We start from the raw sequence: 13,087 nt of genomic DNA on the forward strand, positions 1-13,087 counted from the left end.
TCGCTTACTGTCCCCGAATTATCCCTGCGCCAACCTTATTCGCACATATCAGAGGGATGAATCCCCGCAGCTCAGTGATCAAACTTTGATGAGTTTTGAATTGACCGGATTGGCTGCTGCTATACTGATCTTCATGGACAACCAAAAAGACATCTCGGCCACTTTGCCACGCTTGCACTTGAGAGCATGGCAAAAGCTGCTGCGCGTTCTTGCGCTGAATGTCTTCGCTTGGCTGGTCTTTACCACGATTGCTTCATTGACGTCATTTAACGATGATTTACGGTCTGGGCTCTACCCTGATTATTGGGAAGTGTTTAAAGATTGGGGCGAAAGCGCCATCGCACTTGCGCTGCTTAGCTTATTTCTCTACGCTGGTTTTTCACGTTGGACACAAGCGTTAGCGAGTGCGCGAAATATTGTTTTAAGCTACGGTGTTTTGTTGCTGTTTCTTTTGCCAATGCAATTGATCTTTGTGGTTAAACTTTTTCTCACAGAGACCAATCAAAGCGTTACCTGGGATGCGATCCAAACACAGATATTAGTGATAGACCGGTATTCGTGCTTATTGCGTTTATCGACGGTCACCGCCGTATTTTTTGCGGTAGTGATTGTCAAAATTTGGCAGCGTAGCCAAGCCCGCGACAAAGCCTGGGAGCAAGAGCGCGCAGACACTCTTAGCCTGCGCTTCGAGCTAGAAGAACAACGCCTCTTAGCCTTACGCGCCCAGCTGGAGCCGCATTTTATGTTTAATGCACTCAATGCCATTAGTGCTTTGGTTCTGACAGACAATAAAGACAATGCGCTAAATGGCATCCACGGATTGAGTGAATTACTACGTTATGCCTTGACGGCCAGTGAAAAAAATAGTGTCAAGTTGGCAGAAGAACTGGCCTTCTTGCAAGACTATCTAGCCTTACAAAAATTGCGCTATGGAGCGCGATTGCAGATAGCAATTGAAGGCGTAGATGACGCGGTCAAGGAGGTCGACTGCCCACCATTATTGTTGCAGCCATTGGTCGAGAATGCGCTGCGTCATGATTTGGATTGTCATCAAAATGAAAGCGATATACTGCTCAGTTTCAGTCAGCAAGAGAGTGACTTATTAATCAGTATTAGTAATCCGATACACAATGCTGAAGACGAAGGAAGCAGCAATCCAGGAGCTGGCTTGGGCTTACGCAATACGCGGGCACGCTTGCATTTAGCGTATGGCGCGCAGGCTTCTTTGCACACTAGCGTCGTCAATGGACGCTTTCTGGTTGATCTGCGCTTACCCTTAGAATTCCATCGTTGAACCAAGATGAGTAGCAAGCACATACCAATGGATATCACCAGCAATCGTGCCATCATTGTCGATGATGAAGAGCCAGGTCGCGTGATGTTACGTTACGCGTTGTCCGCGCAAAAAAACTGGTCCATCCTCGGCGAGTTTAACAATGTGGCGAGTGCCCGTGAGTTCTTAAATGCGAATGAAGTCGATGTCGTTTTTCTGGATATACAAATGCCAAAGGAAAATGGAATCGGTTTGGCGCGCAGCCTCAGCAATTTAGATAAACCGCCATTAATCATCTTTGTCACGGCTTTTAATACACATGCGATAGAAGCCTTTGAGGTACACGCATTGGATTACTTGCTAAAGCCTTTTAATACCTTACGTTTTACTCAGGCACTCGCGCGTGCCGATGAAATTCTCACAGAAAGGCGTGGCTATGCCGAGGCACTGCGTAGCTATGTTGATCGTGAAGAGAAGGTAGGCAAGCCAGCCATAGGTAGTAATCAATACTTGGAACAAATCATTGCGCGCTCGGTGGGTGAAATGGAATGCATACCCATCAATGAGGTCTTGTGGATGTCTAGTGCGAGTAATTATGTAGAACTGCACTTGGAGAAGCGCGTGGTGTTACATAGAATGACATTAAGCGCGATAGAAAAACTCATCAATCCACAAGACTTTATTCGAGTACACCGCACCACACTTGTGCGGATCGACCAATTCCAACAAATCAAAGTGGTCGGTGATGGCTCGTATAGCCTAACACTCGTCTGCGGCGCACAAGTTGCCGTCAGCGAACGCCATATTCAACGAGTACGTGGTTTTTTCAAGGTGTAACAGAGATTTGAAATCGCTACACCTATCAACTACGCGTATCACTGACTTGTATGATTTACTCAATAGGGCCTGCATGCGCTATTGGTCTGAAGTGTGTTGTCCTAACATTCTGCGAAGTGTGGCATCACGATCAATGATGTGATGTTTCAACGCTCCAGCTATGTGCAGGGCAATTGCCGCAATCAGAACATAGGCAATTATTGTATGCCCTGATTCACCCACTCCTGCCCAAAATTCGCTATAGGGCAGAGCTTGATCAGGCTGGGTAAGCGAGTGATGTTCCGCTACCAACTCCCACCCAAATAGCGCAATTCCATGACCGCCGACAGCGGACATCAACATGCCGCTAATGGGCATTAGCACAGTGCCGGTAATGAGAATCCAGTGCACGGTTTTCGAGAGAACTTGCTCATATTGTGCGTATGGTCGAATGGGCTTTGGCCAACCTTGGCGCATGCGCCAAACGACACGTATGAGGATCAGCGCAAAGATCAATGTGCCTATTGATTTGTGTATAGGGTATAAAAACCAAATTTCTTTCTCACTCATTACTAAACCCACGACACTTAAAATGATCATGACGAGGGCGATTAACCAGTGCAAAACGACACTGGTTTTACTAAGTTGATGTTGCTGATCCATATAAATTCCGCGAGTGGTAAATAATCTGAAAATTACTTTGTTTGACGTCAAAAGGTAGCCGCAAATCTGTACCGTCTGGACGGACAGATATTCGGACTTTAGCGTTCTTGTAGTGCCTTCGCTTTTTGCTTTTCTCGATCAACCGCTGCCATCAATAGACACATGACGCACAATGCGACGCTATACTCGCAGCCGCCTTCGCCCCATTCGCCAACAAACCAACCCAAAGTTGCGTGAATGATGATGATGCCTCCCGCACTAATGCCGAAAAAACCTAGCGCCACCCAGCGGGAAAATTTATTAAAAATGAGGAAAGTGCCGCCGATCATTTCGATCGCTGTAGCGATATACGGCAATGCATGCGCAAAAGGCACGCTGCGCCGCGCGAGAAAAACGCCAAAATCGTGGAAATAATTAGGTTCAAAAAAACGCATCGCAGCATGTGCCATAAATAGGCCAGCGAGTGTGAGGCGGAAGACAACTAAGCTTTGCTCAACACTCAGGTAAGGAAATTCTGTAAAGATTTTTTTCATCAAGGACTCCAAAAGTAGAGTGGCGATTATGAGATCAAACTTTCGTTACGGGTCTGCGTTGGGATGAATATCCGTCTATAAGTGACGAATAAGTCCCAAGCATGATGCCAGCGGCTTCAGTGTGCATATAGCGGAGAAAGCAATTGCACGAACTTTCACGAAAAGGCATTGAGATTGGGCGCCGCAATAATAAAGAACCACCTAGCTTTTTCTTAGGTTCAGTTTGAGTCGTTTGCGTCATTTGCGTGCCATAGTGACCGATGGTGACCGATGGTTACTCTAGTTGCCTTAAGCCTGATTTACGCGGTTTATGCATCCGATTTGTCATTTGATCTGATACCGATTGAAGCTGTTCTTTCTTGAATCTAGACTCTTGCCTTTCGTTTGTGCAACAAACGGATTCAGTTGAAAAACCATAGACGAAGTTGTGAATTAGGAATTAAGAGATGGAGCTGCGGATGATAGACAAATTCCCTTCAGGACAGTATTACGGCACAAATGCATTTGAACGGCGTTTTTCGCGCCTCGGTTTGAGTCATTTGCGTGCGACTGTGCCGGAATATGAGGTGAAAGAGCATAGCCATGCTGGCGCGCATATGGTCTTGTCGACGCATGGTCGTTACCTTACTTCGGCGGCCGGAGCGCAGCGTGAAGGGCCTGTGCTGGTCTACAACCCGCCGGATGTAGTGCATAGAGATCGTTTTGCGGGGGAGGGGGGCTGGTTTTTTGCGATCAGTTTTGATGCGGTTGACTCGTGCGAGTTGGTTGAACAGCTTAATTTGCCTAATTTTGCCTTGCGCCATCATGATCCATTGGTCATTAAGCAGGCGTTTGAATTACTTAAAGCAGCGGCTTCGCGTGACGCAGTTAAGCTTGACTTGGAAGTGCTTACCTTGAATGTTTTAAGCAGCTTGAATGTACAAAACCCCTTGTCGCCGAATCCTCCACCTTGGCTGCAGCGCGCGCAGGAGATGATCGCCGATTTGTCAGAAGAAGATTTGGGTATTGCCGATATCGCGGAGGTGATCGGTGTACACCGCGTTTACTTGGCGCGCCAATATTTGCGGCATCTCGGTTGTACACCAGGTGATGATTTGCGTCGGCGTCGGGTTGAACGTGCAACGCAGCTGATGATGACGAGCGATCAAACATTGACTGACATCGCCTTGAGTTGCGGGTTCTGCGATCAAAGTCATCTGAACCGGGCGTTCTTACAGCAATGGGGTTTGACACCAACTGGTTTCACGAATCTGAGTGGTGTGAAAACTGGTTTCAAATATCCAAGACTCAATTGAACACACTGGTTAAGATTGGCAGTATTCAACTGAATGACTTAATAAATAGCGAATGGAGTTTTGATATGAATCGTAAATCTACCCTAGGATTGTTGATCTGCACGATGCTGCTAAACGGGTATGCACATGCCCATCCACAAAATGATAAGCATGATTGGGTGAAAGAATCACCCACTACGCAAAAGATGGATGCCGCAAAGCTGGCAGCCATGGACGAAGCGATTAAGAAGGGGACATTTCAGCAGATTACGAGTGTATTGATCGCCCGACATGGTCAGCTCGTTTATGAATCTTATTATGACGCCGATGGTGTAGAGGGACTGCGTAATACCCGATCTGCCACTAAGACCCTCACGGGTATGTTGACAGGGGCGGCGATAGATCGTGGTCATCTGACACTTACGACACCTATCCTCAGCCAACTTAAACCTAAGACGCCACTTGAGAATCCTGATCCACGCAAGGCCAAAATCACGGTCGAGGATTTATTGACGATGAGTTCCATGATGGAATGCGATGATCAAAATCAATTTTCTCGCGGGAATGAAGAGCGCATGTATTTGATCGAAGATTGGGTGAAGTTCTATCTCGATTTGCCGATCAAAGGCTTTCCTGCTTGGATTCCAAAACCTTCTGCATCCCCTTATGGCCGCTCGTTTAGTTATTGCACTGCTGGCTCAACCACTTTAGGTGCGGTGGTGCAAAGCGCGACCAAAATGCCGCTGCCAGATTTTGCCCAAAAAACTTTGTTTGCTCCTTTAGGCATCACGAAAGCGGAATGGCAATTTTCACCTTTGGGATTGGCGCAAGGTGGCGGTGGATTAGGTTTGCGTAGCCGCGATCTTTTGAAACTTGGGCAGTTATTGGCGAACGGCGGCACGTGGCATGGACAACAGGTGTTGCCAGCCGCATGGGTGAAGGCGTCTGTTGCACCGCATGCTGAAGTGGACGAGCAACGCAAGTATGGTTATCTGTTGTGGTTGTATCCGTACAGCGCCAAAGGTGTGACGCACCAGTCTTATCAAATGGCGGGAACAGGTGGCAATAAGGTCGTGGTCTTTCCTGCTCTAGACATCGTGGCATTGGTGACGACGACCAACTATGGCGTGCGCAGTCCGCATCAGATTACGGATAAATTAATTGCCGATTTTATTTTGTCGGCAGTTGAATAGTTGGCTAATCATAGTTAATGCTATACGTTTACAATCGATTTCCATTTTCATCTTCATCTTCATCTCCATCAACAACCCAGCCTTCCCCTTGCAAGGGAAGGCGAAATTGATTGCGTCCGGTAGCCGTGCCTTGCTGTCGCCCAAATTCAGCGATGAATTGCTACCATCCATCTAGAAAATAACGAACCCCATCACCATCCAAGTGATCACGCTACACAGGTATTTCCAAAGCGGGGCGTGATGAAAAATACTATCGCTAGCCAAGATTTTGTATCGGTTCAACTTTTAATTCTTGTCCCGACTTCAGTTTGTTGCGATCGATAAAAAAATCGTAGGCTATCAGCCGTGCGACATTAGTGGCTCAGCACAGTACACAAATGAATTACATACCAAATCTATGGTGATTTCCACTACCTAAAGTTGCAGCAATTTAAATCGATTTTTCACTCTTGAAAGCACTTAGTTATTATGATGATCCGTCTAATTTATGCCAGTCGTGCTGTGAATTTGGGACCTGTCGATGTGAAGGACATTTTGCAGAGTTCTCGCAAGAATAATCAACAACTCGCCGTTACTGGCGCACTTAGTTTGTCGAATGGCATTTTCCTCCAATGTCTGGAAGGTGAGCGCTCCGCAGTCAATGCACTTTATCATCATATTTTGAATGATAAGCGCCATGTCAAACCTGAGATATTGGCTCTGGAGGAGATCACGCAGCGCCAGTTCACGGGTTGGAATATGGGGTTGATTGCAGCAACCGCCGACAATACCGCGTTGTTTTTGAAGTATTCGTCGACGGCTGAATTTGATCCCTTCCGCATGTCTGCCCCTGCCCTGAAAGAATTTTTTGCCGAGGTGATGAGTAGTGCCAGATGGTTGAGTTAAGGTCGTCGCTTAGTTGTTTTCCTAGTTATCGTGCTTTTGCGTGCCTCGTCGGCGGTAGTGCCGATAACCCCCGTTTTTGTGCGCTTGTTCTGGCTTCAATGCCGATCCAGATTGTGTAATTCCCGCACTTACTATATTGTCTCGCATCATAGAAAAATTGGTAATTTAATTCCCGCAAAACATACATGTAATGTGGGGCCAATTTAATCAGGGTACAAATTGCCCTAGACTTACTTCGACGCGAGACGTATATGTTCAAAAAATTTTTCTGGCGTGGCTTACTTACTCTGTTATTGCTAGTGCTATGTGGATTGATTTTGTTTATCACCGCAAATTTACGTGATCAAGAGTTGCGACCAGAAGTGCAGGCGGCACTGCAATGGCAAGGACCTAAAACAGTAGACGATGAAAACGGTTTTTTGATTTTATTGGGGATGAATGCAAATGCATCAGTTGATCCGCTGATGTTAGGAAAGCAGCGGCTGGCTGCTGAAATACAGCGCTATCAAAAAGATAGATTCCTACCCTATTTGGAAAATCAGTTGGAATTCAGCGCCAGTCATGAGGCGGCATTTGACTATCAAAAGTCAGATCTCTGTGATTTCGTTGTAACCCCCAATTGCGTCGCTTTTTATCTGTCACGCCCGGTTCGGCAAGAGCAGGAAATTTTGCGCTCGCAGCAAATCATGTTGCAGCAATTTGAACGAATCTTAGCGAAGCAAATCTATGTGGAAATTATTCCCCCGCATATTACGGCAAATCTTCCCACCTATGGTGTGCTGATGCACGCAGCCGAATTGAAGCGGATGCAGGCACTGCGTCTGCTGGCAGATGGTCAAACTGCGCAGGGTCTATCGGTATTGCTAACGGTTGCAAGGTTTTCGCAGCGCTGGTTGGCTGGTTCCAGTCATATCATTTCACACATGGTGGCTTTGGCGAGTCTGCAACGTGATCTTCGTATTTTGGATGAGGCTTTGCAGCGTTTCCCGCAGTTGTTAGAGCACGAGGCACAATTTCAAGATTACTTAGGTCACTTTTCAGAAGAGCGAATGTATCTGGATCGCGCTCTACAATTCGAAAGCCAGGTCGGTTTGCAATTGATGCAAAGCATGGTGTCGACCCAAGCGGAGCCGCAATCGGATTGGAAGCAAGGTTTGATAATGAAGCTCTTGCACCGCCCGAATGCTGCCCTGAACTTGACTTATGATTGGCATGCGCTGTGGCGTAGCATTGCGCTGCGCGGCAGTCGTCAATATGATCTGGCGCACGCTGCATTGGGCGCGCAACAGCGTGCGCTATTGGGATTCGGGATGGGCAATGTTTATTTGCGTGATCCTATTAGCAAGATTTTGTTAACACTATCGACACCGGGATTTGAAACTTTTTTTGAAAAAAATATCGATATTCTCGCGCACTTGAAATTATTTTCTTTGAAGCTGGCAATCTTGAATCAAGTGACATCGAATCACGGCATCGCGAATGTCGATGTGGCGCAATTTATTCAAGCACATTCTGCGCTGTATGCAAATCCGTATGATGGCAAGCCGATCGCTTGGGATCCTGTGCAGCAGCTGCTATTTATCGATGTGCGCCAGAGCTCGAATCAGGTGTACCAGAAATCTACTCGCTTAACCTTGAGTTTGTCATCAACCAGGCATTAAGAGATAAAGAAACGCCCTGCCAATTTCTCGGTAGGGCGTCTTAGATCGCAACAGACAGCTTAATTCGTCATAGAGACGGATTACTTATATTTATTTCTTCTCGTCTTTCTTCTCATCCTTTTTTTCATCTTTGTTCAAAGGCGTATTGAAGTCGATCATCATATTGCCTGTAGGCTGATTCATCTTGAACAATTCGAGACGCGATTTGGTGATCTTACGTGGCCAGGAATTATTGTTAAGTTCAATGTCGGCAGTTTCTAGGTAAGGATCTTGCGTTAGGCTCACCATAGGTTCATCGGTGACGATCAGCTTAGTTAACTTTTTAGAGTTATAACGCCACACTTCAGCGGGAATGCGCTGTATAACTTTTTTCCCGCTTTGCAATTGGATCTCCAAAATCAAAGGCATGACCATCCCGCCGACGTTAGAGAAATCGGCGAGATAATAATATTTACCTGATTTCAGCATCGCTTTTTCGTCGTCGTCCAAGGATTTCATCAGATCGTTATAGTTGTTGCGATCTTTGTTGGTCACCGTGAAATCATCATGCTCGTTATAGAAATCCTTTAAGCCAGCCTGATTGTCAATGCGTCGTGGCAACACACCTTTGTCACGTTGGACTGCGAGTGACACAGGCTCTTCATTTTTCTGCGCACGTCTCCAGGCTTTCTCTATTTCTGGGTCTTTGCTAGAAACTTGATATTGTGTGACGCCATCGATACTGACATCAACTGCATCGGTGGTGAAAAACCAACCGCGCCAGAACCAGTCCAGATCGGTGCCTGAGGCATCTTCCATCGTGCGGAAAAAATCTGCTGGCGTCGGGCGTTTAAATTTCCAACGACGCGCATATTCTTTGAACGCGAAATCAAATAATTCACGGCCTAAAATTGTTTCACGCAAGATGTGTAAACCAGCAGTTGGTTTGGCATAGGCATTGTTACTAAACTGCAGAACTGACTCTGAGTTAGTCATGATCGGCGATTGGTTTTTACTCCGCATGTAGTCCACAATACCGCGTGGCTCGCTTGGAAATAAATCAAGGTAATTTTCTTCCCAAGCGCGTTCGGCTAGAGTTTGCATGAAAGAGTTCAAGCCTTCATCCATCCACGACCATTGACGTTCATCTGAGTTCACAATCATCGGGAAGTAATTGTGACCGACTTCATGAATGATGACGCTGATCATGGCGTATTTGGTTTGTTTGGAATACGTCAATGCGCCGGTCTTTTTGTCTTTGGTTGGACGACCACCGTTAAAAGCGATCATAGGATATTCCATCCCGCCTTGTGGACCATTCACTGATTGTGCGACGGGATATGGGTATTCTAGGCTGTACTTATTGTATTGCTCGATCGTGTGAATAACCGCTTGTGTGGAATATTGCCCCCACAAAGGATTGGCTTCTTTTGGATAGAAGGACATCGCTAAACCGGTGCTGCTGCCAGCTTTGTAGCCTTGCGCATCCCAGATAAATTTACGCGATGATGCCCAAGCAAAATCACGCACATTCTTCGCTTTGAAGTGCCAGGTTTTAGTGGAAGTCGCGCGAGATTTTTCCGCTTTCTCTGCTTCTTCTTGGGTTACGATAACCACCGGTTTGCTGGCTGTGCGCGCTTGCTTGAGACGCTCACGTTGCGTTGCGGTTAATACAGTGTCAGCATTGCTGAGTTCACCCGTGGCTGAGATCACGTGATCACTAGGCAAAGTAATTTGTACATCGTAGTCGCCGAACTCTAAAGTGAACTCACCTGAGCCTAAAAATTGCTTATGCTGCCAGCCATACACATCGTAGTAAGCGGCCATGCGTGGATACCATTGGGCGATTTCAAAGATATCGTTTTTATCTTCTTTAAAATGCTCGTAGCCGGTTCGTGCCCATAAGACCATACCGTCGTTGATGTTGTAATTCCAATCCATGCTGAACACAAACTTTTCGCCCGGCTTTAAGCTTTGCGGTAAATCGATCCGCATCATGGTGCGGTTGATTACATATTTCAGCGCTTGACCATCGGCGCTTTTAACGGAACCGATTTTGAAACCACCGTCGAACTTCGCGTGTTCGTTCAAGCTGTTTAAACCAGCAAAACTCATTGCATTCGGATTTTTCCATGCATCGCGGGATGGGTATGTTCCGGTCAAATTCGCATCGGAATCTGGTTTGAAAATATTCTGATCTAATTGCACCCACAGATAGCTCAGCGTATCAGGTGAGTTATTGTGGTAAGTGATGGTCTCTGCACCCTTGATTGCACGCTTTTCTTCGTCTAAGGTGGCACGGATCACGTAATCGGCGCGTTGCTGCCAATAGGCATGACCAGGCGCACCTGAAGCGGCACGGGTTGCAGTCGGGGTCGGTAATAGATCTTCTAGCTGTCGAAACTTATCGTCCGACTGTGCATTTGCAAACGTCGACAGACTGACGCTCGCAAATAGCAATAAAGTTGATAAACGCATTCTTTGCTCTCCTTGAAAATTGGATATTGGAAATGGTTATTTTTTTGCCATACTCTCCATTCCTACCAGTTAGAGAGAGCCCTGGTGTTTAAGTTCTATGTTTGTTGAAAAATAATTTGCGATGCAGCTAAGCGCAGTTGCGTTAGAGAAAATCTCGCAAATGCATCCAATCGTTGAGTTTCAAGGGATAGGCCAAGGTATAAGCGGGACTGCTAGATGGCAAGGACAGTATCTGAAACTTGTTCGCGTGTGTGTCCAAACTGGCTGCTAGTAGCTTGTGCCCGATTTTTGCAGCGGTAGCGCCGTTGAAGGCTATTGCTTGCAAGTGCGGGAGCGTGTTGATGAGAGCAAGTAAATCATTGTCGGTACGGTTGCGGATCTGACTATCGAGACTGCCGCGGCGCTGAGCTTGCGCGATAACATCCCATAATCCTACGCGATGCGCTAACAAGTTATGAAGTCGGCTGGCGTAGTCAAGTTTTACGAGCTCAACTTGTAGCACATCGGATAGTAAATGCCAGAACCGATTTTGTGGATGGGCATAATACTGCTGCTGCGCGAGTGAAGCATCCCCTGGCAAACTCCCCAAAATTAAAAGGCGTGTAGCGCGATCAACTACCGGCGCGAAACTTTGCTTGCTTGGCATAAATGATGGGCTCTATAAAAAATGCGCGATGGAAGCGTTCCATCGCGCATTGTATCGTGCCAGATCGAAGCCACCAATTATCTACAGCCTGCTGTGCGTTGTTTGCAGGCAAAGTGTCGGTTCAATGTGGCGCTTGTATTTTCTTACCTAAATGAATACCTTGCTTGGCTAAGATGCTCGGTACCATCCAAGCATAAAGCGCCAAGTAGGCAAAGCATACAACACCAACGAGATAACTCATTTGTATTCCGATTTTTTCCGAGACCATGCCTTGTATCCAACTCACAATGCCCCCTCCCATAATCATCATAATCAGGTAGTTACTACCTTGCCCAGTATGCTTACCCAAACCACTGATCGCCAGCGTAAAAATGCAAGGCCAAAGCGTACTGCAAAATAATCCTATACTAGTGAAAGCATAAATGCTCAGCATGCCGTCGCTAGACATACCCAACACTAGGCCGCCTATCCCTAACAAGGAAAAAATTAACAGCATCTTGGCCGGATTTCCCTGACTAGCAATGTCGGCAGCGATCAACACTAAAACTACCAGGCCATATACATAGAAATGGCTGAGATCATGTTGGGCAATCGCGTTCACCATGAGGAACACGCTGAAAGCAGCGTAGGGCATCAAAAATTTCGCAATTTTGGCACTGCCCGCAGCAAAGTTGAAAGCCTCTACACCACCGGTCCAACGGCCTATCATCAGGCTTGCCCAATACAAAGAAATGAAGGGCGCGATATCTTTGGTCTTGTAGCCTTGTGTCATTTCCATATAGCCTGGCAGATTGCTCGCGGTCGACACCTCGACACCTACGTAAACAAAAATCGCCATCATACCCATCAGCAATTGCGGGAACTGCAAAGCGGAGGTTTGTGTCGATTCTTGTTCGAGATTGATAACCTCACTATTGGGGTGATTCGGTATCGATGAGAGTTTCAAAAATACGGCGGCTATCAAAAATGCCGCACCCAATACCAAATACGGAATTTTCACGCTTTCTATACTCATTTCGCTACTCGCCGACGGTGTACCAAAAATCGCATAGGCCACGATCACAGGTCCTATTGTCGTGCCGAAATTATTTACACCACCGGCCAACGTTAATCGCTGCGAGCCAGTTTCGCGTGTGCCCAAAGCAATCGCCAAAGGGTTTGCAGCCGTTTGCTGCAGTGAAAAACCCAGGCCAACTACAAACAAGCCAGATAACATTAATTCGAACGAACCGCTGTTTGCAGCCAGATAAAACAAGAGTGTACCAAGCGCAGAGATACTGAGACCTAACGCTAAACCGTTTTTATAGCCGATACGATTGATCAAATCTTCTTTTAGTAATGAGGATGCACCTAAGTACAGCAAAGATCCCACGGTATAAGCGACATAAAAAGCCAACGATACAAATTGACTCTGAGTTTGGGTTAAATGGAAAGCTTGTTTAAAAACGGGGATGAGGATGTCGTTGCTGGCGGCAACAAAGCCCCAGAAGAAAAACACGGTGACCAGTGGCGCAAATTGTGTCCAATGGGTGCTAGCAGGTTTTGTCGTCATAGTTGTCTTTTGTATGATGACGGAGTCACGTGGCGCTTCGATTGACTTTAACAATCAGCGTACGCCTTGTTCCTTTGCCGGTCTCCGTCGTTTGTTCATTATTATTGATAAGTGATTGATGATTAGCTGCTTGT

The 13,087-nt window shown here is 46.5% G+C and carries 11 protein-coding genes; 6 read left to right on the plus strand and 5 right to left on the minus strand.

The genetic code is table 11. The features are described 5' to 3' along the window. Positions 1-88 precede the first annotated feature (88 nt). Positions 89-1,294, plus strand: coding sequence for a sensor histidine kinase (locus tag ACO0KW_RS14105; protein ID WP_423053873.1), 1,206 nt, complete (start codon positions 89-91; stop codon positions 1,292-1,294). A gap of 6 nt (positions 1,295-1,300) precedes the next feature. Next, entirely contained in the window at positions 1,301-2,110 is an 810-nt protein-coding gene (locus ACO0KW_RS14110; RefSeq protein WP_423053874.1) for a LytR/AlgR family response regulator transcription factor, read from the plus strand. 78 nt (positions 2,111-2,188) lie between these two features. Here ACO0KW_RS14110 and ACO0KW_RS14115 read toward each other — a convergent pair whose 3' ends face one another. Further along, the gene (locus ACO0KW_RS14115) at positions 2,189-2,752 is read right to left on the minus strand and encodes a cytochrome b (protein WP_423053875.1); all 564 of its coding nucleotides are present in this window, start codon (positions 2,750-2,752) and stop codon (positions 2,189-2,191) included. A gap of 98 nt (positions 2,753-2,850) precedes the next feature. Beyond that, the gene (locus ACO0KW_RS14120) at positions 2,851-3,285 is read right to left on the minus strand and encodes a DoxX family protein (RefSeq protein WP_423053876.1); all 435 of its coding nucleotides are present in this window, start codon (positions 3,283-3,285) and stop codon (positions 2,851-2,853) included. 458 nt (positions 3,286-3,743) lie between these two features. On the opposite strand from ACO0KW_RS14120, the gene ACO0KW_RS14125 reads away from it, so the two are divergent. The 4 genes from ACO0KW_RS14125 to ACO0KW_RS14140 all read left to right on the plus strand — a co-directional run bounded on the left by ACO0KW_RS14125 (position 3,744) and on the right by ACO0KW_RS14140 (position 8,298). Then, positions 3,744-4,580: a helix-turn-helix domain-containing protein gene (locus ACO0KW_RS14125; protein ID WP_423053877.1), complete on the plus strand. Its 837-nt coding sequence runs from the start codon at positions 3,744-3,746 to the stop codon at positions 4,578-4,580. A 65-nt stretch (positions 4,581-4,645) separates the two neighbouring features. After that, positions 4,646-5,752, plus strand: a complete 1,107-nt coding sequence (locus ACO0KW_RS14130) for a serine hydrolase domain-containing protein (RefSeq protein WP_423053878.1) — start codon at positions 4,646-4,648, stop codon at positions 5,750-5,752. A 468-nt stretch (positions 5,753-6,220) separates the two neighbouring features. Then, entirely contained in the window at positions 6,221-6,637 is a 417-nt protein-coding gene (locus ACO0KW_RS14135) for a BLUF domain-containing protein (protein ID WP_423053879.1), read from the plus strand. Between the two features lie 251 nt (positions 6,638-6,888). Further along, positions 6,889-8,298 (plus strand): hypothetical protein, encoded by a 1,410-nt coding sequence (locus tag ACO0KW_RS14140; RefSeq protein WP_423053880.1) that lies wholly within the window; start codon positions 6,889-6,891, stop codon positions 8,296-8,298. A 90-nt stretch (positions 8,299-8,388) separates the two neighbouring features. Here the strand turns inward: ACO0KW_RS14140 and ACO0KW_RS14145 are convergent, their stop codons facing one another. From ACO0KW_RS14145 to ACO0KW_RS14155, 3 genes are all read right to left on the minus strand, one after another. Beyond that, positions 8,389-10,755 carry a M1 family metallopeptidase gene (locus ACO0KW_RS14145; RefSeq protein ID WP_423053881.1) on the minus strand — a complete coding sequence of 789 codons (2,367 nt, stop codon included), beginning with the start codon at positions 10,753-10,755 and terminating at the stop codon, positions 8,389-8,391. Between the two features lie 142 nt (positions 10,756-10,897). Then, positions 10,898-11,401 carry a DNA-deoxyinosine glycosylase gene (locus ACO0KW_RS14150; protein ID WP_423053882.1) on the minus strand — a complete coding sequence of 168 codons (504 nt, stop codon included), beginning with the start codon at positions 11,399-11,401 and terminating at the stop codon, positions 10,898-10,900. A gap of 121 nt (positions 11,402-11,522) precedes the next feature. Continuing rightward, entirely contained in the window at positions 11,523-12,953 is a 1,431-nt protein-coding gene (locus tag ACO0KW_RS14155) for an MFS transporter (RefSeq protein ID WP_423053883.1), read from the minus strand. Between the last annotated feature and the right edge of the window lie 134 nt (positions 12,954-13,087).

This window comes from Undibacterium sp. Ji22W, from assembly GCF_049340305.1.
Taxonomy (GTDB): Bacteria; Pseudomonadota; Gammaproteobacteria; order Burkholderiales; family Burkholderiaceae_D; genus Undibacterium.

What these genes read in the sequence shown, in the direction of transcription:
- ACO0KW_RS14105 (WP_423053873.1), top strand. Translation starts at nt 89, where the DNA reads ATGAGTTTTGAATTGACCGGATTGGCTGCTGCTATACTGATCTTCATG.
- ACO0KW_RS14110 (WP_423053874.1), top strand. Translation starts at nt 1,301, where the DNA reads ATGAGTAGCAAGCACATACCAATGGATATCACCAGCAATCGTGCCATC.
- ACO0KW_RS14115 (WP_423053875.1), bottom strand. Translation starts at nt 2,752, where the DNA reads ATGGATCAGCAACATCAACTTAGTAAAACCAGTGTCGTTTTGCACTGG.
- ACO0KW_RS14120 (WP_423053876.1), bottom strand. Translation starts at nt 3,285, where the DNA reads ATGAAAAAAATCTTTACAGAATTTCCTTACCTGAGTGTTGAGCAAAGC.
- ACO0KW_RS14125 (WP_423053877.1), top strand. Translation starts at nt 3,744, where the DNA reads ATGATAGACAAATTCCCTTCAGGACAGTATTACGGCACAAATGCATTT.
- ACO0KW_RS14130 (WP_423053878.1), top strand. Translation starts at nt 4,646, where the DNA reads ATGAATCGTAAATCTACCCTAGGATTGTTGATCTGCACGATGCTGCTA.
- ACO0KW_RS14135 (WP_423053879.1), top strand. Translation starts at nt 6,221, where the DNA reads ATGATGATCCGTCTAATTTATGCCAGTCGTGCTGTGAATTTGGGACCT.
- ACO0KW_RS14140 (WP_423053880.1), top strand. Translation starts at nt 6,889, where the DNA reads ATGTTCAAAAAATTTTTCTGGCGTGGCTTACTTACTCTGTTATTGCTA.
- ACO0KW_RS14145 (WP_423053881.1), bottom strand. Translation starts at nt 10,755, where the DNA reads ATGCGTTTATCAACTTTATTGCTATTTGCGAGCGTCAGTCTGTCGACG.
- ACO0KW_RS14150 (WP_423053882.1), bottom strand. Translation starts at nt 11,401, where the DNA reads ATGCCAAGCAAGCAAAGTTTCGCGCCGGTAGTTGATCGCGCTACACGC.
- ACO0KW_RS14155 (WP_423053883.1), bottom strand. Translation starts at nt 12,953, where the DNA reads ATGACGACAAAACCTGCTAGCACCCATTGGACACAATTTGCGCCACTG.